This window comes from Pollutimonas harenae, from assembly GCF_004153685.1.
Taxonomy (GTDB): Bacteria; Pseudomonadota; Gammaproteobacteria; order Burkholderiales; family Burkholderiaceae_B; genus Pusillimonas_C; species Pusillimonas_C harenae.
The window spans coordinates 114147-134733 of sequence record NZ_SDQD01000004.1; the positions used below are offsets into that span (position 1 = coordinate 114147).

Below are 20587 nucleotides of genomic sequence, written 5' to 3' on the forward strand. Positions count from 1 at the left end.
ACTAGTTATATTTACCATGTTGTAGAGGTTAAGCTTGATTCCATCGACAACCCATGGGGCTGAAATCATGTTCAAGAAAATACTTATTCCAACCGACGGTTCAAAACTATCGGCGCAAGCGGCCAACAAGGGCGTATGCTTTGCGCGTGAAACGGGTGCTGAAATCGTGGCTTTATACGTGACCCAGCCCTTTGCGGCCACTGTCGGGTTTGATGGCATGGCGGCAGCCTATGCCATAACTGACGAAGACTACGACAAAACCGCTCAGCAGCAAGCTGAAAAATACCTCAAATCCGTGCTCGATCGCGCGGAAACCGCGGGCGTCAAGGCAACGGGCAAGGCGGTGTCCAATTTCAATGTGGCCGACGGTCTCGTCCAGGCTGCCGAAGAAGAGGGCTGCGATCTCATCTTCATTGGCAGTCACGGGCGCAGTGGTTTGTCGCGTTTATTGCTGGGCAGCGTTACCATCAAGGTACTTAGCCTCGCCAAGACAGCGGTGCTGGTCTATAGGGTCAAGGAAAGCGCCGACTAAAACCCCTCCCGGCAAACTGTGCCGGGGCCACACAAAGCGAGAACCCCCGGTGCCATGACATGGCACCGGGGGTTCTTGCTTTTGAGTGGGCTATTTGAACAAGGCGCTGGCTTTAAGCAGCGTTTCCCACACGCCGATTGCCAGGGGTATGCCCACGTAGAGCCAGAAAATAATCACTATGATCGGCGAAGGATTTGATCGTGTGATTGGGCTGTTGGTTTGTTCCATGCAGACTCCTCTGTTTATTATTTAGTGGCCAGGGCCGGTGACAAGACACCTGCCTGTTCATTGCCCATATGGTGGCGTGTAGCGACCGGGCGAACCATCATGTTGCAGATAAAGCCGACAACCAGCAGGCCGGACATCAGGTACATGGTGGCGGTATACGACTGAGCAGCAGGTACACCGTGGTCAACCTGGTATTGCCGGATGTAGTTCACCAGTGTGGGGCCGAATATGCCGGCGGCTGCCCAGGCAGTCAGCAGACGGCCATGTATGCCACCTACATAACGGGTACCAAAAAGATCGGCCAAGTAGGCGGGAACGGTCGAGAAGCTGCCGCCATACATGGAAATGATGATGCAGTAGAACAGCACAAACAGGGCTACATTGCCCGCCGAGCCCATGCCAGGCACCAGGAAGTAGAGTGCTGTGCCCAGTACAAAAAAGATCGAATAGGTGTTCTTGCGGCCCATGTAGTCAGATACTGATGACCAGAAGAAACGGCCCAGCATGTTGGCTAGCGACATGACTCCCACGAAGCCTGCCGCAGCAGCGGGAGTGATGGCACCTTTGAAGCTTTCCTGGATCATCACGGAAGCCTGTCCGAGCACGCCTATGCCGGCCGTGACGTTCAGGCACAGTGCCCACCACAACAACCAGAACTGAGGTGTCTTCAAGGCTTGGTCGATATGTACATGATTACGTGAAATCATTGCATTCTGGTTGGCTTTGGGTTCCCAGCCGTTGGGTTTCCAATCGGCAGCAGGAATGCGTATGGCAAATGCGCCTATCATCATCGAGCAGAAATACAGCGCACCCATGACGACAAAGGTCTGGACGACACCGACCGATGTAGGAGTGCTGAAGTGCTTCATCAGGGCGACTGACATGGGTGACGCAATGAAGGCGCCGCCGCCGAAGCCCATGATGGCCATGCCGGTGGCCATGCCGCGCTTGTCGGGAAACCATTTGATCAGTGTGGAAACAGGAGAAACATAGCCTATGCCCAGGCCTACGCCGCCAAGGACGCCGTATCCAAGGTAGACCAGCCATATCTGGTGCAACTGTACTCCTAGCGCCGCGACCATGAAGCCGCCGCCAAAGCAGCATGCTGCAGCAAACATGGCTTTGCGGGGACCAACCTCTTCCAGCCATTTGCCGGCGAAGGCGGCCGACAGTCCCAGGAAAAATATGGCCAGGCTGAAAATCCAGCCCAGGGTAGGCAAATCCCAGTCGCCCGCTGTGGACTCGGTAATGCCCAGCAGCTTGGTCATGGGGTTGTTGAATACCGAGAAGGCGTAGGCTTGCCCTATGCAAAGGTGTACGGCCAAAGCGGCGGGTGGAATCATCCAGCGGTTGAAACCAGGCGGAGCCGTGATACGTTCCTTGCTGAAGAAACCGTTATCTTTTGAAGCTGTGCTCATGTTGTGTCTCCTAATGGCTGCTTTGGGAGCGGCCTTCATTACTGATGTGCAGAAGCAAGAAAAAAAGAAACCCCGCAACGGCTCGAGAGTCGTTGTGTATAGAGTGCTGCAGGGATGGGTGGGTCAGGGGGCGGTGCGGGTTTTGGGAGTCAGTTGCTCCTTGTTTCGGGTAATGGCCAGCAGGGCAATATCGCTGAGGGCGATCGTGCTTGCCTGGCCATCAGGCTGCTGTTCCAGGAAATCCAGCATGGCGATACGCATGCGGGGTTCCCAGAATTTCTGAATATGGTTGGCTATACCGGCCAGACCTTCTTCGCGGTCTGGTAAGGCTTCGAAAAAATCGCCTATGCGGTTGGCCAGTTTTATAAGGTGGTCTATGTTGTTCAAGAGGCGCTCCCGCTGTCCAGGAATTCGTGATGACTGTATACGGTGAACAGGTTGCCGCGCGCAAAGCCCGCCAGCATTACGTTCAATTGGCACGCCATGTCGATGGCGTAAGAGGTAGGGGCGGATACCGCCACGAGGGCAGAAATGCCTGCCGAGGCAGCCTTCTGAACCATTTCGAAACTGGCGCGGCTGGAAATCACCGCGAACCCGGCCTGGTCGGAGTTTGGCCGCTGCGGCAACAGGCGCAAGCGATGGCCTATGAGTTTGTCCAGGGCATTGTGGCGTCCGACGTCCTCACGCACGTATTCAATATCGCCGATGCTATTGGCCCATCCGGCCGCATGGGTGGCACCTGTGGTCTGGTGCAGCGCTTGCATGGAACGCAACTGTTCTACCGCTTTTGATATGGCCTGTGCCGAGTAGTGGCCGGGCTGGGGAAGCGGTAATGGGTCAAGTTGCCGCTGTACTTCATCCAGACTTTCGATGCCGCATAATCCGCAGCCTGTGCGACCGGCAAGGTTGCGCCGGCGCAGCTTCAGTTCGTTCAGGCAGGCGCTGGCTATGGTGACTTGTATGACCAGGCCCTGCGGGCGCTCGACGATATCCAGATCGTAGATGTCGCGGGCTGTGCGGATAATGCCTTCGGTGTAGGCGAAACCTACGGCAAAATCCTCGAGATTGGCGGGCGTCAGCAGCAAGGTTGCATGGCTGATGCCGTTGAACTCCAGTGCCACGGGGACTTCCTGGGCAATTTCGTCGTTCTCGGCGTGCATGGGTTTGCCGGCACCCGCGCGCCGGACTGTGTAAGACTTATGGCCAGCCAGCACCGTTGTAGTGTCAGGCTGATCGCTTGCTGTCATGGTGCCGGTCATCCTATTGGGCAGGGGTTAATGTTTGTGCCGAGGTCTCGGCAGGTTCAGCTGCCACCTTAGGCTGTTCAGGTTTGGGGCTTTGTGTGGCCGTGGCATCCTGCCTGTTCTGGTCCAGCAGTTGCATCTGGATATCGCTGAAGCGCGACCATCGGGCTTGCCACTGTGAAGGTTCGGTTACCAGCCTGGCCTGTACTGCTGTCACTTTGTATTCAGGACAATCGGTAGCCCAGTCGGTGCTGTCGGTGGTGACTACGTTTGCGCCTGATTCCGGAAAATGGAAGGTGGTGTAAAGCACTCCCGGCTGCACGCGGGTTGTTACGTCGGCACGCAGGACGGTTTCGCCCGAACGGCTTTGTACCGCCACCATATCGCCAGCGCGTATGCCGCGATCTTCTGCATCTTGCGGATGCATTTCAAGCAGGTCTTCGCTGTGCCACAAGACGTTCGGGGTGCGTCGTGTTTGTGCCCCAACGTTGTATTGCGACAGGATGCGGCCGGTGGTGAGCAGCAATGGGAATTGACGTGTGCTGCGTTCGTCGCTGGGTATGTATTTGGTGATCATGAATTTGCCCTTGCCGCGCACGAACTCGTTAACGTGCATGGTGGGCGTGCCATCGGGAGCATCGGCATTGCATGGCCACTGTACGCTGCCGCCGAGTTCGTCGATTTTCTTGAATGAAACGCCCTGGAACGTGGGTGTCAGGCGGGCGATTTCATCCATGATTTCGCTGGGGTGGTTGTAGTGCATGGGGTAGCCCAGCGCGTTGGACAGCGCGCAGGTTGCTTCCCAGTCGGCCATGCCCGCCTTGGGCTCCATGACTTTGCGTACCCGGGATACGCGCCGTTCGGCGTTGGTGAATGTTCCGTCTTTTTCAAGAAAAGATGAGCCCGGCAGGAAAACGTGCGCGTACTTGGCTGTTTCATTCAGGAAAATATCATGGACGATAATGCACTCCATGGATGCGAGCGCTGCGGCGACGTGCTGGGTATCGGGGTCGGATTGAACAATGTCCTCACCTTGGCAGTACAAGGCCTTGAATGAGCCGCTGATGGCCGCATCGAACATGTTTGGGATGCGCAGGCCAGGCTCGGCCTGTAGCGTGACACCCCATTCGCGTTCGAACTCGCCGCGTACGACGTCGTCGGAAATATGGCGGTAGCCGGGCAGCTCGTGAGGGAAGGAGCCCATGTCGCAGGACCCCTGCACATTATTCTGTCCACGCAAGGGATTCACGCCTACGCCCTCGCGGCCAAGGTTGCCGGTAGCCATGGCCAGGTTGGCGATGGCCATCACAGTGGTTGAGCCCTGGCTGTGCTCGGTGACGCCCAGGCCATAATAAATGGCGCCATTGCCTTGCGTTGCATACAAGCGTGCCGCGCCACGCAGGTCGGCTGCCGGTACACCGGTTTCGGCTTCCATGGCTTCGGGAGAGTTCTCGGGCGATGAGACGAAATCGCGCCATTGCTGGAAGGCCAGCGTTTCGCAGCGCTCGGCTACATAGGCTTCATCGATCAGGCCTTCTGTGGCAATCACGTGAGCCATGCAGGTGAGTACGGCTGTGTTGGTGCCAGGACGCACGGGCAAGTGATAGTCGGCTTTGATGTGCGGGGCGTCGACCAGCTCGATCTGGCGTGGGTCTATGACTATGAGTCTTGCGCCCTCTCGCAGACGCCGTTTCAGACGCGAGGCGAATACCGGGTGGGCTGCGCTGGGGTTGGCTCCCATGACGATGACCACGTCGGAATGCATGACGGAGTCGAAGGTTTGGGTGCCCGCTGATTCGCCTAGGGTGGTTTTCAGGCCGTAGCCAGTGGGCGAGTGGCAGACTCGGGCGCAGGTATCGACGTTATTCGTGCCAAAGGCGGCACGTACCAGTTTCTGAACCAGGTAGGTTTCTTCGTTGGTACAGCGCGAGGAAGTCAGACCGCCCACCGAGTTTTGCCCGTACTTGGCCTGTATGCGTTTGATCTCCGATGCTGCATGGTTCAGGGCCTCGTCCCAGCTGACTTCCTGCCATGGGTCGCTGATGCTGGCCCGTATCATGGGCTTGAGCATGCGATCTTCGTGGGTAGCGTAGCCCCAGGCAAAACGCCCTTTGACGCAGGAATGGCCGCGGTTGGCCTGGCCGTCTTTCCAGGGCACCATGCGCACGACTTCCTGGCCTTTCATTTCGGCTTTGAAGGAGCAGCCCACGCCGCAATAGGCGCAGGTGGTGATGATGGAATGTTCGGCCTGACCCATCTCGATGACGGATTTTTCCATTAACGACGAGGTGGGGCAGGCCTGTACACAGGCGCCACAGGAAACGCAGTCGCTATCCAGGAAGGAATCGTGCTGCCCCGCTGTTACGCGCGAGTCAAAGCCTCTACCTGTGATGGTCAGTGCAAATGTACCCTGGACTTCATCGCAGGCGCGCACGCAACGGCTGCAGACTATGCATTTGCTCGGGTCATAGGTGAAATAAGGATTGGACTCGTCTGCTGTGTCGTTCAGGTGGTTCTCGCCGTCAAATCCGTAGCGCACATTGCGTAGTCCGACAACACCAGCCATGTCTTGCAGTTCGCAATCGCCGTTGGCGGGACAGGTCAGGCAGTCCAGGGGGTGGTCGGAAATATACAGCTCCATCACGTTGCGGCGCAGTTCGTGCAGCTTGGGCGTTTCCGTCCAGATGACCATGCCGTTCTCGACGGGGGTGGTGCATGAGGCCGGATAGCCGCGCCGGCCTTCGATCTGCACCAGGCACAGGCGGCAGGAGCCGAAGGCCTCGAGGTTGTCGGAAGCGCACAGCTTGGGGATATTGATGCCGGCTTCTGCAGCGGCGCGCATGACTGACGTACCCGCAGGTACTTCCATGTCGGTGCCGTCTATGGTTAGCGTAACTGTTTCGGTGCTGGTCGAAGCTGGGGTGCCGAAATCCCGTTCACGTTTGGCGATAGTCTCTAGCATTGTGGGCTCCGTCAGGCGATTTGCGTGTTGTTGGTTTGTGTAGCGGGCAGGCCGAAGTCTTCGGGAAAGTGTTCTAGCGCCGACAGCACGGGGTAGGGCGTCATGCCGCCCAATGCACATAGGGAGCCGGCCAGCATGGTGTCGCACAGATCGCGCAGCAGAACAACTTGGGCTTCGCGTTGTTCATTGCGGCGTATTTTTGCTATGACCTCGGTGCCGCGTACGGCGCCAATGCGACAGGGGGTACATTTGCCACAGGACTCGATGGCACAGAATTCCATGGCGTATTCAGCCAGGACAGACATATCGGCGGTTTCATCGAAGGCCACCAGGCCGCCGTGCCCCACCATGGCCTGCATGGCTGCGTAAGCTTCGTAGTCTATGGGTGTACTCCATTGTGACTCGGGCAGGTAGGCGCCCAGGGGCCCGCCAACCTGCACTGCACGCAAGGGCTTGCCGCTGGCGCTGCCACCGCCAAAGTCATACAGAAGCTCGTTCAGTGTCAGGCCAAACGCCTTTTCAACCAGGCCTCCTTGCTTCAGGTTGCCGGCCAGCTGGAAGGGCAGGGTGCCTGTGGACCGGCCCATGCCGTAGTCGCGATAGAAGTCGGCACCGCGCGCAAGAATAATGGGTACTGAAGCCAGTGATATGACGTTGTTGATGACGGTGGGTTTGCCGAACAGGCCGGCTATGGCTGGTAGTGGCGGTTTGGCGCGAACCAGGCCACGCCTGCCTTCCAGGCTTTCAAGCATTGAGGTTTCTTCGCCGCATATATAGGCGCCCGCAGCGGTGCGAACCTCCAGATCGAAGGCGTGTCCGCTGTTGCGGATATTGCTTCCCAGCCAGCCGGCCTCGCGTGCATGACTTATGGCAGTTTCAAGGGCTGCAATGGCATAGGGGTATTCGGAGCGCACGTAGATGTAGCCGTAGGTAGCTTCAGTGGCCAGGCCTGCGATAGTCATGCCTTCTATCAGTACATAGGGGTCACCCTCCATGAGCATGCGATCGGAAAAAGTACCGGAGTCACCTTCGTCAGCGTTGCAGACTATGTATTTCTGGTCGGCAGGTGTAGCCAGTACGGTTTTCCATTTGATGCCAGTAGGAAAGGCGGCACCGCCTCGTCCGCGCAAGCCCGATGCGGTGACTTGTTCGACAATGGCAGAGGGCGATAGGGTCAGTGCCTGTTCAAGCCCTTTGAAGCCATTGTGAGCCTGGTAGTCAGACAGGGACAGAGGGTCGGTGATGCCGACCCGGGCGAAGGTAAGGCGTTCTTGGCGTTTCAAATAGGGAATTTCTTCGGTCAGGCCGTGTGCCAGCGCATGGGGTTTGCCTTCGAGCCAGCCCGCATCAAATAGCCCTGCCACGTCTTGCTGTTCGACGGGGCCATAGGCAACGCGACCGGCCGAAGTCTGGATCTCGACCAGGGTTTCCAGCCAGAGCAGGCCGCGCGAACCATTGCGCACAAGCTCTATGGCCAGGCCACGGCGTTCAGCTTCCTGGGCGACGGCGACGGCGACGGCATTGGCGCCTACCGCGATGGCGGCGCTGTCTTTGGGAACAAATACCTTGATGGCCGTGCTCATGCCATGCCTCCTTCGGCCTGCAGCAGGCGGTCGAGTTTTTCAGGGGTCATGCGGGCATATGGCTGGTCATTGATCATGACTGCCGGAGATTGTGCACAGAGACCCAGGCAATAAACGGGCTCGAGCGTGACGGCACCATTAGCGGTGGTCTCATGGAAATCACAGCCCAGGCTTGCACGAGCGTGCTCGGCCAGCGCATTGCCACCCATGGCCTGGCAGGACTCGGCCCGGCAAACCTGGAGCACAACCGGCCCGGCGGGCGTTTCGCGGAAATGCGGATAAAAGCTGATGACGCCTTGTATTTCTGCACGTGATCGCTGTAAGGCCTGCGCCAGCAGTGGAACTGCTGGCGCGGGAATACAGCCCAGCGCATGTTGTATGGCATGCAGGATGGGCAGCAGATTGCCTAGTTGACCCTCGTATTGTTGCAGTGCCTGTTGTGTGACCTGCTGCACGGTTTCGTCGGACGGGCTGAACTCATTTGAATCTGATGGCGTATGCATGACGCGTTCCTTCCTTTGCGGAGCTTTTTTGTGTTTGCTGTCTCTTATATGCTTTAAATTGCATATATCTAATTATTCAATTTAAGGTAATCTACACTCGGTAAATCAATCAATCAATAAGAAAAAAATCACATATAAGATGTTTTTCCTCCTTTAATTATAGGAAATTAAAAACATATAAAACCGTATAAATAGCGGTATGAGGTGACATATGTCGTACAAGTTCAAGGCGCGTTTAAGCTCTGAGTGGGTGCTGGAAAAGCCTTCGGGCACATTGCTGTCATTAAGCGAGGTGCTGCGTTTGCTGGCGGCCGTTGATGCCACCGGGCATATTTCGGGCGCCTGTAAGGCGTGTGGGCTGTCGTATCGGCATGCCTGGGGGCTTTTGCGCAACGCCGAAAAAGAATTTGAAGCACCGCTTATTGAAACTTCGCGCCGGCAGGGCTCCAAGCTCACGACTTTTGGCCAGCATCTTATCTGGGCCAATCGTCGCCTCGATGCACGCCTTATGCCCACACTTGAAAGCATGGCTTCGGAACTGCAGGAAGAGCTCGAACGCCTGTATCCCGAAAGCACACAGCGCCTGCGCTTGCACGCCAGCCACGGTTTTGCCGTTGAAGGTCTGATGCAACTGGCCAACGGCATGGATATGTCGCCGCTGGAGTTGCGGTACCGTACCGCCATCGAGGCCCTGGCGTCGCTCGATCGGGCTGAGTGTGACCTGGCGGGCTTCCAGGTACCTGTGGGTGAGTTCGAACGGCCCATACTTAAGCGTTATGCGCAGTGGTTCGATCCTGATCGTCATCGTCTCATCCATTTGGCTGTGCGCAATACGGGCATGTTCGTCAAACCGGATAACCCCAAGGGCATCACCTCGGTTGCTGCTCTGAACAATCAGGATGTCCGTTTCGTCAATCGACAAATAGGATCCAGCACGCGTTTTCTGGTTGGGCTCATGCTGGAACAGCTCAAGATCGATACCGCCAAAGTGCTGGGTTTTGACAGCAGTGAATTCACGCATATGGCGATTGCCGCGCATATTGCCAGCGGCATGGCCGATGTGGGCATAGGGGTGGAGACTGCCGCCTGGCGTTGTGGCCTGGCATTCATTCCTCTGGTCAAAGAACGCTACTTCTTTGCTGTGCATCGTGATACCTTGGATACGCCCAATATGCAGCGCTTGCTGGATTTGATGAACGGAGATCAGTATCAGGCTTATGTTGCGCAACTGGTGGGCTATGATGCCAGTCATATGGGGCAGGTGCAGACGCTCGAAGAGGCCTTTGGTGCCGACTTCGTCGCTTCTCTGGGCAGATAGGCAATAGGTTTATGATTACCTTATGAGTAAAGTCATCTTTCATCAGTCGCCAAAGTCTGGCAGTGCTGTGCAGGCCTCGGCGATCAATCGCTCTGCTGTTAGCAGTGCGCCGCTCGATGCACGGCACAGGCCGTTGCGAGACCTGCGTATTTCTGTGACTGATCGCTGTAATTTTCGCTGCACTTATTGCATGCCGCGAGAAGTATTTGGCAGCAACTATCAATTCATGCCGCATTCAGCGCTGCTTAGCTTCGAAGAGATCACGCGCATTGCCAGTCTGGCGGTGCAGCTGGGGGTTCAGAAAATTCGCCTGACTGGCGGCGAGCCTCTGTTGCGGAAAAATATCGAGACTCTGGTGGCCATGCTCGCAGCACTGCGCACACCCGATGGCTTGCCTATAGAGATCACTCTCACCACTAACGGCACGCTGCTCGAAAAGAAAGCACTGGCGCTCAAACAGGCTGGCTTATCCCGGGTGTCGGTGAGCCTGGATGCGCTGGACGAGCCATTATTCGAGCGCATGAGCGATAGCCAGGTCAGCGTCGATACCGTGTTGAGCGGTATCGAAGAAGCTGCGCGTGTGGGACTGGCACCGGTCAAGGTCAACATGGTGGTGCGCAAAGGCATGAACGATGATCAGATTGTGCCGATGGCCCGTCGATTCCGGCATACTGGTCATATTCTGCGTTTCATAGAATTCATGGATGTGGGCACGACCAACGGCTGGAATCTCGACGAGGTGCTGACAGGTGCCCAAATCCTGCAGCGCATCACTGACGAGTTTCCGCTCGAGCCCGTCGCCGCCAGCTATTCTGGCGAGGTGGCACGACGTTGGCGTTATACCGACCAGGCGGGCGAAATCGGGCTGATCACTAGCGTATCGCAACCATTCTGTGGAAGCTGTACGCGGGGGCGCCTGTCGCCCGAAGGCAAGTTTTTTCTTTGCCTGTTCGCCAGCCAGGGCCATGATCTGCGTGCGCTCATGCGCAATGGTGCGAGCGATGCGCAGATGACCGCCGCGCTGGCTGGCATCTGGCAAGCACGAGACGATCACTATTCCGAGCAGCGCGGCCACAATACGGCAGGTCGCGAAAAAATCGAAATGAGCTATATAGGCGGATGATAGTCCCTGCCATGCTGACGGGCCTGGTTCTTGCTGGCGGTCAGGCCAGGCGCATGCAGGCTGGTCTGGGGACGGTCGTCGATAAAGGCTTGCTGGACGTGCGTGGTGAGCCGTTGGTTGCCCATGCCCAGCGCTTTCTTACACCGCATGTACAAACGGTATTGATCAGTGCCAATCGTAATGCGCAGGCTTATGCAGTCTATGGCGAGGTCATAGCTGATGATGCCGCGTTGGGCGACAGCCTGGGGCCGTTGGCGGGTGTGGAACGGGCGCTGGCCATGGCCCGAACGCCCTGGCTGATGGTATTGCCTGTAGACGTGGTGAATGTGCCGCCAGACCTTGCATCGAAGCTGCTGGCGGCAGTGGATGCCCATGTTGCACCTATTGCCTATGCCTGTACAACGGAGCGTGCGCATCCACTATGCATGGTGCTGCATGTGCGGCTGGCACACAGCTTGCGCCATTATCTGATGGGCGGTGATCGCAAAGTGCAGCTATGGCAAGACCAGCACCAGGCAGTGCCGGTCGTTTTTCAGGGTGATGGCCTTTTCTTGAATATCAATACGCCTGCAGACCTGGATCATGCCAGCCAGTGTTGAAAATCGTAGTACGGAACGATATCGCCGTCTTTGATCGATGTATTGGCCGGAATCCGGGCAAGGCCGCTGGCCCATGACAAAGAGCTGATGATGCCGGAGCCTTGCTGCGGGTAGGGTTTCAGGTGAGTATGGCCTTCGATATTGGCCTGGGCATTGACCCGCAGAAATTCTTCACGACTATCCTTGAATTCTTTTTGGGTGCTCAGTTTGCCGTACCCTAGCGGCGGCATGATGCGGGTCCGGCCTTGCATGCTTCGCAGCAAGGGGCTGACCAGCAGGGTAAAGACGGCAAAGGCCGACACCGGATTGCCCGGCAGGCAGACGATAGGTTTGTTGGCGGCATGTGCCAGGGCCACTGGCTTGCCGGGCTTCATGCAGACACGCCATAAGTCTAGCGAGCCCCCGAATTGCTCAATGGCCGGTTTTACCAGGTCTTTTTCGCCTACTGATACGCCACCGACTGTCAGCACCAGGTCGCAATCCTGAAGCAGGGTAGCCAAGGCCGATTGCAAAGAGGCTTCGGTATCGAGCGCGTGCAGGACATGTATTGCGCGTGCTCCCATGTTTTCTACCAGCGCCGCCAGCATGGTGCCATTTGAGTTGTAAATGTGCTCGTCGCTGCGAGGCTGGCCGGGGTTGACTAGCTCGTCGCCCGTAGTGAGGATGCCGACCTTAAGTGCGGGATAGACGCTGACTTCGGCGTAGCCCTGGGATGCCAGCATGGCAATTTGCGCGGCTCCCAGCAAGCTGCCTTTTGCGAAGAGCTGCTCGCCTGCCCGGATGTCTTCGCCGCGGTGGCGAATATGAGAGCCCAGCTTGGGGACATGCTGGATAAGCAATTCATCATTGCTTTCATCTGCATCTTCCTGCATGACGACGGTATCGGCCCCTTTGGGTAACAGGCTACCTGTGAACAGGCGTATGGTGCTTCCCGGCAGCAGATCTTGGGGTTTGGCGCCTGCGTAGCAGCGTTGTTGCACTGGCAGGCTTTTTCCCGCTGCGTAGTCGGCATGGCGGATGGCGTAGCCATCCATGGCACTGTTGTCGGCAGGTGGCAGGTCGAGTGTGGCAAAGAGTGTTTGGGCCAGTACACGGCCGCGCGCCTGGCTCAGGGAGCACTTTTCAGTAATGGATGGGTGGCCACCTGCGGCGGCCAGTTGGGCCTGGGCGGTATCGAAATCAAGCATGGTAATGGCTGCCGAAATTACATGGGCGGTGTGTGCTGTCGAGCTGCTCTTTGATGATGCCTTCCCAGGCTGTTTTGCAGGCGCCTGTTGATCCGGGCACGCAAAACACCAATGTGTTGTTGGCCGCACCGGCAAAGGCGTCCGATTGCAGGGTGGAGCTACCAATATCCTGATACGACAAGTGGCGGAAGAGTTCGCCAAAACCAGTGATGGTTTGGTCCAGTAGCGGAGAGATGGCGTCGACAGTGGATTTGCCATGAGTGAAGCCGGTGCCGCCATTGGTGATGATGACCTGCAGGCTGTCGTTGGCTATCCAGTCGCTGATGATTTTGCGTATTTGATACAGATTGCTCGGAGTGATGGCGCGCGCGTCGCAGCGGTGACCGGCAGCGAGCAGACTGTCGACCAGATAGTCGCCGGATGTATCGTTGCTGCTGTCGCGAGTGTCGGAAATAGTCAGGACGGCACAACTCAGGGAAACAGGAGGCCGATTGGGGGCTGCTTTGCTCATGTAAAACCTTTCTTCTTTATTTTGTGGGTGCGGAGTCGTTCCATTGCGATGTTTTGCTGGCGTCTGCTTCACGCTGCTGAACCCAGAAACGTTCGCCGTTGGCCAGGGTTTCGCGCTTCCAGAATGGAGCACGGGTTTTCAGGGCGTCGATGAGGAATTCACAGGCCTTGAATGCATCGCCACGGTGCGCGCTGCTTGCTGCGACAAACACAATTTGGTCCGAGTTTTGAAGCTCGCCGACGCGATGAACAACCAGGCATTCGTGGATATCCCAGCGTGACTGCGCGCTGCTGCACAAGGCTTCGATTTCGCGCTCGCACATACCGGGATAGTGCTCGAGGAACAAGGACTGAGTAGCGGTATCGTGGGTGTAATCGCGCACATAACCAGTGAAGGTCACCAAAGCGCCTGCCTTGCCGGCGCCGCGCTGACGCAAGTCGTCCATGAGCTGGGCAACATCGAAGTCGGATTCTTGCACGATAACCACTGCTCAACCCCCCGTGACGGGTTCGAATACAGCGACTTCATCGCCAGGCTGAATCATGCTGCTGTGAGGCGCGTGCTGTTGATTGATGGCCAGCTTGAGGCGACTCATGGGAGCAAGCTGAGGATAGCGCTCGCCCAGCGCAGCCAGCCAATCGGATCCGCTGATGGGCTCGGGCAAGGGCCATGATTCTTCACGTACACGGGTGAGATCGGCCACCTGTGCAAAATACATTACTTTAATCGTTGCGCCATTCACCGCTTTTACCTCCGGATTTGTAGCGTAGCCGTATATTTTCAAGAACAATGCCTTTGTCGGCCGCCTTGCACATATCGTAGATAGTCAGGGCCGCCACGCTGCAGGCTGTCATGGCTTCCATTTCGACACCTGTTTTGTAGTCGCTGCGGCACGTTGCCGTGATCGTGATGCTGTGTGTGGTGTCGTCAGGCAGGAAATCAATACCGGCAAAGCTGAGCGGCAGGCTATGGCACAGCGGGATCAGTTCAGCACAACGCTTGGCGGCCAGCACGCCTGCCACGCGGGCGGTATTGAGTACTTCACCTTTTGCATTATCTTGACTGGACAGCAGCCGATAGGCAGCCGGACTCATGCGGATGCGGCCTTCGGCAATTGCTGTGCGCTGGGATGGCTGCTTGCCGCTGACGTCGACCATGCGGACCTGGCCCGATTCGTCAAGATGGCTGAGAACGGGCGTTTCGGTGGAAGGTGAGCTCATTGTGTCTTGTGTAGGCTATCGAAAAACAACAGCTCTATCATATACGCAATTCAAGTCGTGTCGAGCGCGTTCTTGACGTCTTGGTAGCCTATGCTGGCATCGCGATGGAAGCCATTCATCAGCTTTGTCAGTTTGTCGGGATCTGAACCCAACCGGCCTGCTGTCAGTTTCCTGCCTTCGATAATGCCTTGGTCGAACAGGGCGTCGAACTCATCCAGGGGGTAGCCTTGTTCGATGGCATAGCGCATCAGGTGCGCCTTCGAGGTCAGGCGATGCTGGCGTCTTTCTTCGTCGGTGGCGCCGACTTGATCGGCAGCGCCATTGACGGCGCCGCACATCATGACCCACTGGTCCAGCGAAATGTTTCGTTCCAGGACGCTGGCAGCGAACGCGCTACCCAGCAGTGACATGGCCAATATGGCAGCTGATAGTTTGGGTAGTATCAAAGTGACCTCCTGGGGTGTGCTGCGTGCCTGCTACAGGCCGGGTTCTTATTGTGCAGGACAATGTTTACATATGCATGAAAAAAAGGTACTGATGTGTATCAAATGACGGCCAGATGGCTGGAGTCATGACATGGTCGCCTGGGGCGTCGTATGATGAGAGCTTCTTTCAAAAGGAGTGTGCAATGACTATTAAAGTAGGCGATCGAGTGCCCGACGGCACCTTGGCTGAGTTTATCGAAACTGCAACCGACACCTGCGCTGTGGGTCCCAATAGTTTCCAGGTTGCCGATCTGGCCAAAGGCAAGAAAATAGCCCTTTTTGCCGTTCCCGGCGCCTTTACACCGACGTGTTCGGCCAAGCATCTGCCGGGCTATCTGCAGCTGCACGATGAGCTTAAGGCCAAGGGCGTTGACGAAATCTGGTGCATAGCGGTCAATGATCCGTTTGTGATGGGCGCATGGGGCAGAGACCAAGGTGCCAATGGACGCGTCCGTATGCTGGCTGACGGCAGCGCCAACTGGACGCGCGATATGGGTCTGGAGCTTGACCTGAACGCTAGGGGTATGGGGATTCGCTCGCAACGTTATTCTGCAGTGCTCGACGATGGTGTGGTCACACACTTGAATATAGAAGAAGGCGGCCAGTTCCAGGTGAGCGATGCCCAGACCTTGCTCGATCAGGTGTCATAAACCTGCATTCGCCCGGGTGCGAGCCACCCGCGTGATTTTTTTATTTAGCTCAAAATATTCCGTTACCCGCGATGGTTCAAACGATAGGCGCCTTTTTTTCTTTGTATCTGGCCACCATACTGTTGCTGGTTGGGTCTGGGCTGTTCAATACCTATCTGGGCCTGCGCCTGACGGCGCTATCGGTTTCCGAACTGTGGGTAGGCGGTTTGATCGCCATTTATTATCTTGGACTGGTGTTTGGTGCCCGGATAGGGCACAAAATCATCATCCAGGTTGGCCATATACGCGCCTATTCGGCTACGGCCGCTATTGTCACCGTCACCATCCTGGCACTGGCACTGCTTGACAATTTGTGGATCTGGCTGGGTTTCCGCTTTGTGGCAGGCGTTGCCATGGTGACCCAGTTCATGGTGCTTGAAAGCTGGCTCAATGAGCAGACCGAAAATCATCAGCGGGGCCGGGTATTTGCCTTTTACATGGTGTGCTCCAGCCTGGGTACGGTGCTTGGGCAGCTATCGCTGACGCTGTTTCCACATCTTAACTATCAGCCACTGATTTTTGTGGCGATATGTTCGGCCCTATGCCTGGTGCCGGTTGCCCTTACCCGGCGCTTGCACCCCGCCTTGCAGCTGCCGGCACCGCTGCATGTCAAATACTATGTATCGCGCGTACCTCTGTCCATGACGGTGCTGTTTATTGCAGGTGCCATTACTGGCGCCTTCTATGGCCTTGCGCCTGTGTATGCGGTCAAGCAGGGTCTCAGCAGTAGCCAGGTTGCCGTGTTCCTGGCGGCATCGGTGGCTTCGGGTGTGGTGGCGCAATGGCCGCTGGGCTGGCTGGCAGACCGCATAAGCCGTGTAGGCATGATACGCGTCAATGCGCTGGCCTTGGCCTTGCTGGCCATACCTTTATGGGGCTGGTGGACGCTGCCTTATTGGCTGCTGGTGGTGTTTTCATGCGCTTTTGGCGCGCTGCAGTTCACCCTGTATCCGTTGGGGGCTGCTTTTGCCAACGATAACGTCGAGCAGGACCGCAGGGTGGGCCTGAGCGCAATTTTGTATATGGTTTACGGCGTGGGCGCCTGTATTGGGCCTTTGGTGGTCGGTGTACTGATGCGTGAGCTCGAGAGCAGTGTCTATTTTGTGTTCATATCTGCGTGTGCCGTAGTGCTGGTTGCCCTGATACGCCCACAACGCGTAACCGGCGACAACCTGAGTGAAGACGCCCCGACGCAGTTTGTACCCATGGGCGATACCTTGCATGCCTCCGAAGTCGTGGCCACACTGGATCCGCGGGTCGATGTGGAAAGCGATGTTTCCTTTGCGCCAATTGAGCCCGAGGATTCGGTCGAGCTGGAGCATCCGGCCGAGTCCCCGGATTCAGACCAGCCGGCTGCACCCGGGGTGGCTGAACCCGGGGTGGCTGGGCCAGGTTCAGCGGGGGATCAGGATCACAATGGCGCCGATGGCCAGGGCGATTCCAAGCACGTTAACCAGAGATAACTTTTCTTTGAAAAAACCGGCGCCTACGAGTGTGCCCAGTGAGATCACACCGATATTCATCGCCGAGAAAACCAGGGTCGGGTTTTGTGGGAAAACCTGGTGGGCACGGATATAAAAGTAGATATTGCTGAAGTTGAGCAGGCCAAGCACTACGCCCGCCACCACATTACGCCGGTGCCATATGCTGCGTCGGATAATCAGGTAGGCAAGTATCAGTATGCCCGCGAGTGTGAAGGCCGCCAGCAGGCTGCTGGAAAACACGGCGCCACTTTTGGCCAATTGCTTGAAAAGAATGTCTATGGTGCCATAACCCAGCCAGACGGCGAGTAAATAGAACACGGTTCTTGCGGTATCACCCGATCCATCCTGAGCGCGTGGTCGCAGCAGCAAACAAATCAGAGCGGTCAAGGCAAGGGCGATGCCAGCCAGCTTGCTGCCCGAGAGATCTTCGCCAAACAGCAGGAACGCGGCGATCAGGGGAAGAAACAATGACAGACGCTGGGCTGCATCACTCAGCACGATGCCAGCGTGTCGTACGGCGCCAGCCATCGCCAGAAAGATGGCTGGCAGGAGCACGCCCAGTGTGATCAGCACCCACCATGGTGTCGAAGGATTCAATAAGGTGGCCGGCTCGGGCTGCAGGATGAGCAGGCACAGGCTGGCTGCCACCGCGTAGTTCACGGCAATAGCCTGGTCTATTTCGATCCGTTGCTGGCGGGCAATCTTTAGCAGAACGGATACCGCAACGCTGCAGGCGATACTGATGATGAGTGTGTACATGGAGGATGCGGGAAGTCAATGATGAAGCGTTATGCTGGTGTTGCTTGAGAGTCATGCTCGAACGCGGCCGTTGCCGGGTTGTCAGGGGCGGCCGTCAACCCGAGGCGCTGGAACAATTGCTGGTCCTGATTGACTTGAGGGTTGGCCGTGGTCAGCAGCTGTTCGCCATAAAAAATCGAATTGGCGCCTGCCATGAAGCACAGCGCCTGTACGGCGTCGCTCATGGTTTCACGACCGGCAGAGAGCCGTACGACGGCACGAGGCATGGTGATGCGTGCCACGGCAACGGTGCGGACAAACTCAAAAGGGTCTATGTCGGGTGTGGTTTCTAACGGCGTGCCAGCCACCTTCACCAGATTATTGACCGGAACAGACTCGGGGTAGGGGGACAGGTTGGCCAGTTGGGCGATCAGGCCGGCACGTTCCTTGCGCGACTCACCCATGCCAACGATGCCGCCGCAGCAGACATGAACACCGGCGTTACGGACGCGCTCCAGCGTGTCCAGGCGATCCTGGTAGCTGCGTGTTGTAATGATGTTGCCGTAGAACTCCGGCGAGGTGTCCAGGTTGTGATTGTAGTAATCCAGTCCCGCGTCGCGCAGACGCTCGGCCTGGCCCTCCTTGAGCATGCCCAATGTGACACAGGTTTCAAGCCCCAGGGCTTTGACGGCACCCACCATTTCAACCACGCTATCCAGTTGCCGGGCGGTAGGAGAGCGCCACGCTGCACCCATGCAGAAGCGCTGGGCGCCATTGGCCTGTGCCTTTCTGGCAGCTTCCAGTACATCTTCCAGTGGCATCAAGGCTTCTTGCTTGCCGCCGGTATCGTGGCGCGCCGATTGCGGGCAATATGCACAGTCTTCAGGGCAGGCGCCTGTCTTGATGGAGAGCAGGCTGGATAATTGTACGGTGCTGGGCTGATGATACGCGCGATGGACAGTTTGAGCCTCATGCAGGAGGTCAAGGAAAGGCCGTTCATACAGTTGCAGGATCTGCGTAACACTCCAGGCTTGCTGGGCATGAGCTGAAGTGATGGTTGGTGTAGAGATGGTGGGTTTCATGGCGGCCATATTAGAGTTGTGCGATAGGCCTAGCAAGCAGCTGGAATGGCTGTTTGATGTGAAATTTGAACGAAGTTATGCTAATTTTCGCGAATGTTGTTGTATTTTCGTTTAATTCAAAGTGCAGCGCTTTCAAGCTGGTGGCGCGCTCTTGTTGTGTTATTTTGTAACCTTAATGCTGGCTTCGCTGCCTTGCGTCGTGCATTTAGCCTCCGCCCGCAATTCGTCTGCCTGCCTCGCGTAGTGCGTTGGCCAGCAAGACGTGGGCTTGGCGGCGTTGGTCACGCTGGCGGGTAAACAAAGCAATAGGGGGCAGCGTCCAGTTAAACGAATAAGGCACGATGGCCACGCCGGCAATGCGTACGAGCTCCTCAGCCACGTCTGCTGGCACTATCGATATGGCTTCGTCATTGGATGCGATCAATTCACCTATCAGCTTGGTTGAGTAACTTTCAACAAGAGGCGTGGGTGGCGTGATGCCTGCTTCCAGAAAAACAGTGCTGACCTGTTCGCGCTCGGGTGTGTGTACGGCGCCAAGGATCCAGTCCAGCTGGGCCAACTGATGCCAATCGGGCGCGCGCCGGGCAAGCTGGGCGGCAAGGCGACGACTGGAAATCAGGCGTGGCTGTTGGGTGTACAGCACTTCAAAATCCAGATCTTGAATATTCAATGTTGCCGAGGCGCGGGCCACGACCAGGTCCAGCGTGTGATTGCGCAGTTCGTCAAGCAAGTGATGGCTGTCTCCTTCGCGCAGGGTCATGAGCAGGCGTTGGTCGCCTGCCGATGTCGTGCTCTGGATGGCGCTGGAGATAATCTGGCCGGAAATGAAAGGGATGATGCCCGCATACAGGTGTGCCGTGTGCCCGGCTGCGACAGCTTCCATGTCGCGGGCCAGGTGGTCAAGGTCATGCACCATGGCCCGGGCGTGGGCCAGTGCAATCTTGCCCAAAGCGGTGGGGGCCATGCCGCGTACAGAACGGTCGAACAGTTCTGCGCCAAACATGGATTCAAGCTCAGCCAGGGCTTTGGTGATGGCTGGCTGGCTGGTCGCCATATCTTCGGCCACGCGAGTCAATGAGCCGTGCTGCGCTATGCGAAGCAGCAGCACGCAATGGCGCATTTTAAGACGCTGTGTCAGCTTGCGTATGACCTCATCTGGATCGAAATTAGCCACAATGCCTCATTTAATAACTATTTGGATATGAAATCATACTAAATCAGAATAATTAAGTTATGCAACAAGCCTAGAATGCCAGCATTAAGACACTACAGATAGGCAAGGAAATGAGTACAGCAGATCGGCAAGCGGCATTGGATTACCACGAATTTCCTCGTCCAGGAAAAGTATCGGTTACAGCCAGCAAGCCTCTGGCGACGCAGGGAGATCTGGGCCTGGCCTATACGCCAGGAGTAGCGGCCGCTTGCGAAGAGATTGTGATTGACCCCATGAATGCCTTCCGGTTTACAGGCCGAGGCAATCTGGTGGGCGTGATCACCAACGGTACGGCGGTGCTGGGCCTGGGCAATATTGGTGCGCTGGCCTCCAAGCCGGTCATGGAGGGCAAGGCGGTACTGTTCAAGAAGTTTGCCGGTATCGATGTGTTCGACATTGAAATCAACGAAACCGATCCGGACAAGCTGGTCGACATCATTGCCGGGCTTGAGCCCACGTTTGGGGGCA

Annotated in this window: 22 protein-coding genes and 1 pseudogene; 7 read left to right on the forward strand and 16 right to left on the reverse strand. The window is 56.9% G+C overall.

The features are described from left to right. The first annotated feature begins 67 nt into the window (after positions 1 to 67). Positions 68 to 532 (forward strand): universal stress protein, encoded by a 465-nt coding sequence (locus ERD84_RS15335; protein WP_130040544.1) that lies wholly within the window; start codon positions 68 to 70, stop codon positions 530 to 532. Positions 533 to 622: 90 nt separating this feature from the next. Here ERD84_RS15335 and ERD84_RS15985 read toward each other — a convergent pair whose 3' ends face one another. The 7 genes from ERD84_RS15985 to ERD84_RS15365 all read right to left on the reverse strand — a co-directional run bounded on the left by ERD84_RS15985 (position 623) and on the right by ERD84_RS15365 (position 8470). Further along, positions 623 to 760: an MFS transporter small subunit gene (locus ERD84_RS15985; RefSeq protein WP_167667517.1), complete on the reverse strand. Its 138-nt coding sequence runs from the start codon at positions 758 to 760 to the stop codon at positions 623 to 625. 17 nt (positions 761 to 777) lie between these two features. After that, entirely contained in the window at positions 778 to 2178 is a 1401-nt protein-coding gene (locus ERD84_RS15340) for an L-lactate MFS transporter (protein ID WP_130040545.1), read from the reverse strand. A 123-nt stretch (positions 2179 to 2301) separates the two neighbouring features. Beyond that, complete coding sequence (locus ERD84_RS15345) at positions 2302 to 2565, reverse strand: formate dehydrogenase subunit delta (protein ID WP_130040546.1); 264 nt, start codon at positions 2563 to 2565, stop codon at positions 2302 to 2304. Continuing rightward, positions 2562 to 3425, reverse strand: coding sequence for a formate dehydrogenase accessory sulfurtransferase FdhD (gene fdhD, locus ERD84_RS15350; RefSeq protein ID WP_130040547.1), 864 nt, complete (start codon positions 3423 to 3425; stop codon positions 2562 to 2564). The genes ERD84_RS15345 and fdhD overlap by 4 nt, the downstream gene beginning before the upstream one ends. A gap of 13 nt (positions 3426 to 3438) precedes the next feature. Next, a complete protein-coding gene (gene fdhF, locus ERD84_RS15355; protein ID WP_130040548.1) occupies positions 3439 to 6384 on the reverse strand; it encodes a formate dehydrogenase subunit alpha in 2946 nt (981 codons plus the stop codon). Between the two features lie 11 nt (positions 6385 to 6395). Then, positions 6396 to 7967, reverse strand: a complete 1572-nt coding sequence (locus ERD84_RS15360; RefSeq protein WP_130040549.1) for a formate dehydrogenase beta subunit — start codon at positions 7965 to 7967, stop codon at positions 6396 to 6398. Then, positions 7964 to 8470, reverse strand: a complete 507-nt coding sequence (locus ERD84_RS15365; RefSeq protein WP_130040550.1) for a formate dehydrogenase subunit gamma — start codon at positions 8468 to 8470, stop codon at positions 7964 to 7966. The genes ERD84_RS15360 and ERD84_RS15365 overlap by 4 nt, the downstream gene beginning before the upstream one ends. Positions 8471 to 8681: 211 nt before the next feature. Here ERD84_RS15365 and ERD84_RS15370 point away from each other — a divergent pair, with 211 nt between their 5' ends. The 3 genes from ERD84_RS15370 to mobA are packed head-to-tail and all read left to right on the forward strand — an operon-like array spanning position 8682 to position 11510. Then, on the forward strand, positions 8682 to 9788 hold the full coding sequence (locus ERD84_RS15370) for a substrate-binding domain-containing protein (protein WP_130040551.1): 1107 nt from the start codon (positions 8682 to 8684) through the stop codon (positions 9786 to 9788). 22 nt (positions 9789 to 9810) lie between these two features. Next, positions 9811 to 10911 (forward strand): GTP 3',8-cyclase MoaA, encoded by a 1101-nt coding sequence (gene moaA, locus ERD84_RS15375; RefSeq protein ID WP_130040552.1) that lies wholly within the window; start codon positions 9811 to 9813, stop codon positions 10909 to 10911. After that, positions 10908 to 11510 carry a molybdenum cofactor guanylyltransferase MobA gene (mobA, locus tag ERD84_RS15380; protein ID WP_130040553.1) on the forward strand — a complete coding sequence of 201 codons (603 nt, stop codon included), beginning with the start codon at positions 10908 to 10910 and terminating at the stop codon, positions 11508 to 11510. The genes moaA and mobA overlap by 4 nt, the downstream gene beginning before the upstream one ends. Here mobA and ERD84_RS15385 read toward each other — a convergent pair. Genes ERD84_RS15385 through ERD84_RS15410 form a run of 6 tightly spaced genes read right to left on the reverse strand, consistent with a single transcriptional unit; the run spans position 11492 to position 14874 of the window. Continuing rightward, on the reverse strand, positions 11492 to 12697 hold the full coding sequence (locus ERD84_RS15385) for a molybdopterin molybdotransferase MoeA (protein ID WP_130040554.1): 1206 nt from the start codon (positions 12695 to 12697) through the stop codon (positions 11492 to 11494). The two genes, mobA and ERD84_RS15385, sit on opposite strands and share 19 nt — an antisense overlap. Next, on the reverse strand, positions 12690 to 13208 hold the full coding sequence (gene moaB, locus ERD84_RS15390; protein WP_130040555.1) for a molybdenum cofactor biosynthesis protein B: 519 nt from the start codon (positions 13206 to 13208) through the stop codon (positions 12690 to 12692). The genes ERD84_RS15385 and moaB overlap by 8 nt, the downstream gene beginning before the upstream one ends. Positions 13209 to 13224: 16 nt before the next feature. Next, positions 13225 to 13695 carry a molybdenum cofactor biosynthesis protein MoaE gene (locus ERD84_RS15395; RefSeq protein ID WP_130040556.1) on the reverse strand — a complete coding sequence of 157 codons (471 nt, stop codon included), beginning with the start codon at positions 13693 to 13695 and terminating at the stop codon, positions 13225 to 13227. A gap of 3 nt (positions 13696 to 13698) precedes the next feature. Next, entirely contained in the window at positions 13699 to 13950 is a 252-nt protein-coding gene (locus ERD84_RS15400) for a MoaD/ThiS family protein (RefSeq protein WP_130040557.1), read from the reverse strand. Then, a complete protein-coding gene (gene moaC, locus ERD84_RS15405) occupies positions 13931 to 14428 on the reverse strand; it encodes a cyclic pyranopterin monophosphate synthase MoaC (RefSeq protein ID WP_130040558.1) in 498 nt (165 codons plus the stop codon). Before moaC ends, ERD84_RS15400 begins: the two co-directional genes overlap by 20 nt. 50 nt (positions 14429 to 14478) lie before the next feature. Then, the gene (locus tag ERD84_RS15410) at positions 14479 to 14874 is read right to left on the reverse strand and encodes a hypothetical protein (protein ID WP_130040559.1); all 396 of its coding nucleotides are present in this window, start codon (positions 14872 to 14874) and stop codon (positions 14479 to 14481) included. Between the two features lie 182 nt (positions 14875 to 15056). On the opposite strand from ERD84_RS15410, the gene ERD84_RS15415 reads away from it, so the two are divergent. Together ERD84_RS15415 and ERD84_RS15420 are read left to right on the forward strand one after the other, a co-directional pair. Continuing rightward, entirely contained in the window at positions 15057 to 15563 is a 507-nt protein-coding gene (locus tag ERD84_RS15415; RefSeq protein ID WP_130040560.1) for a peroxiredoxin, read from the forward strand. Between the two features lie 71 nt (positions 15564 to 15634). Next, entirely contained in the window at positions 15635 to 17065 is a 1431-nt protein-coding gene (locus tag ERD84_RS15420) for an MFS transporter (protein WP_130040561.1), read from the forward strand. On the opposite strand, the gene ERD84_RS15425 is transcribed toward ERD84_RS15420, so the two are convergent. The 3 genes from ERD84_RS15425 to ERD84_RS15435 form a co-directional block, all read right to left on the reverse strand. After that, a complete protein-coding gene (locus ERD84_RS15425) occupies positions 16997 to 17845 on the reverse strand; it encodes a DMT family transporter (protein WP_130040562.1) in 849 nt (282 codons plus the stop codon). The genes ERD84_RS15420 and ERD84_RS15425 overlap by 69 nt on opposite strands. 29 nt (positions 17846 to 17874) lie before the next feature. Further along, positions 17875 to 18915 carry a biotin synthase BioB gene (bioB, locus tag ERD84_RS15430; protein WP_371743188.1) on the reverse strand — a complete coding sequence of 347 codons (1041 nt, stop codon included), beginning with the start codon at positions 18913 to 18915 and terminating at the stop codon, positions 17875 to 17877. Positions 18916 to 19111: 196 nt separating this feature from the next. Then, positions 19112 to 20026: a LysR family transcriptional regulator gene (locus ERD84_RS15435; RefSeq protein WP_218948081.1), complete on the reverse strand. Its 915-nt coding sequence runs from the start codon at positions 20024 to 20026 to the stop codon at positions 19112 to 19114. A gap of 164 nt (positions 20027 to 20190) precedes the next feature. Here ERD84_RS15435 and ERD84_RS15440 point away from each other — a divergent pair. Beyond that, a pseudogene (locus ERD84_RS15440) lies at positions 20191 to 20587 on the forward strand (NADP-dependent malic enzyme); the annotation flags it as partial.

What these genes read in the sequence shown, in the direction of transcription:
- ERD84_RS15335 (WP_130040544.1), top strand. Translation starts at nt 68, where the DNA reads ATGTTCAAGAAAATACTTATTCCAACCGACGGTTCAAAACTATCGGCG.
- ERD84_RS15985 (WP_167667517.1), bottom strand. Translation starts at nt 760, where the DNA reads ATGGAACAAACCAACAGCCCAATCACACGATCAAATCCTTCGCCGATC.
- ERD84_RS15340 (WP_130040545.1), bottom strand. Translation starts at nt 2,178, where the DNA reads ATGAGCACAGCTTCAAAAGATAACGGTTTCTTCAGCAAGGAACGTATC.
- fdhD (WP_130040547.1), bottom strand. Translation starts at nt 3,425, where the DNA reads ATGACAGCAAGCGATCAGCCTGACACTACAACGGTGCTGGCTGGCCAT.
- fdhF (WP_130040548.1), bottom strand. Translation starts at nt 6,384, where the DNA reads ATGCTAGAGACTATCGCCAAACGTGAACGGGATTTCGGCACCCCAGCT.
- ERD84_RS15360 (WP_130040549.1), bottom strand. Translation starts at nt 7,967, where the DNA reads ATGAGCACGGCCATCAAGGTATTTGTTCCCAAAGACAGCGCCGCCATC.
- ERD84_RS15365 (WP_130040550.1), bottom strand. Translation starts at nt 8,470, where the DNA reads ATGCATACGCCATCAGATTCAAATGAGTTCAGCCCGTCCGACGAAACC.
- ERD84_RS15370 (WP_130040551.1), top strand. Translation starts at nt 8,682, where the DNA reads ATGTCGTACAAGTTCAAGGCGCGTTTAAGCTCTGAGTGGGTGCTGGAA.
- moaA (WP_130040552.1), top strand. Translation starts at nt 9,811, where the DNA reads ATGAGTAAAGTCATCTTTCATCAGTCGCCAAAGTCTGGCAGTGCTGTG.
- mobA (WP_130040553.1), top strand. Translation starts at nt 10,908, where the DNA reads ATGATAGTCCCTGCCATGCTGACGGGCCTGGTTCTTGCTGGCGGTCAG.
- ERD84_RS15385 (WP_130040554.1), bottom strand. Translation starts at nt 12,697, where the DNA reads ATGCTTGATTTCGATACCGCCCAGGCCCAACTGGCCGCCGCAGGTGGC.
- moaB (WP_130040555.1), bottom strand. Translation starts at nt 13,208, where the DNA reads ATGAGCAAAGCAGCCCCCAATCGGCCTCCTGTTTCCCTGAGTTGTGCC.
- moaC (WP_130040558.1), bottom strand. Translation starts at nt 14,428, where the DNA reads ATGAGCTCACCTTCCACCGAAACGCCCGTTCTCAGCCATCTTGACGAA.
- ERD84_RS15415 (WP_130040560.1), top strand. Translation starts at nt 15,057, where the DNA reads ATGACTATTAAAGTAGGCGATCGAGTGCCCGACGGCACCTTGGCTGAG.
- ERD84_RS15420 (WP_130040561.1), top strand. Translation starts at nt 15,635, where the DNA reads ATGGTTCAAACGATAGGCGCCTTTTTTTCTTTGTATCTGGCCACCATA.
- ERD84_RS15425 (WP_130040562.1), bottom strand. Translation starts at nt 17,845, where the DNA reads ATGTACACACTCATCATCAGTATCGCCTGCAGCGTTGCGGTATCCGTT.
- bioB (WP_371743188.1), bottom strand. Translation starts at nt 18,915, where the DNA reads ATGGCCGCCATGAAACCCACCATCTCTACACCAACCATCACTTCAGCT.
- ERD84_RS15435 (WP_218948081.1), bottom strand. Translation starts at nt 20,026, where the DNA reads ATGCGCCATTGCGTGCTGCTGCTTCGCATAGCGCAGCACGGCTCATTG.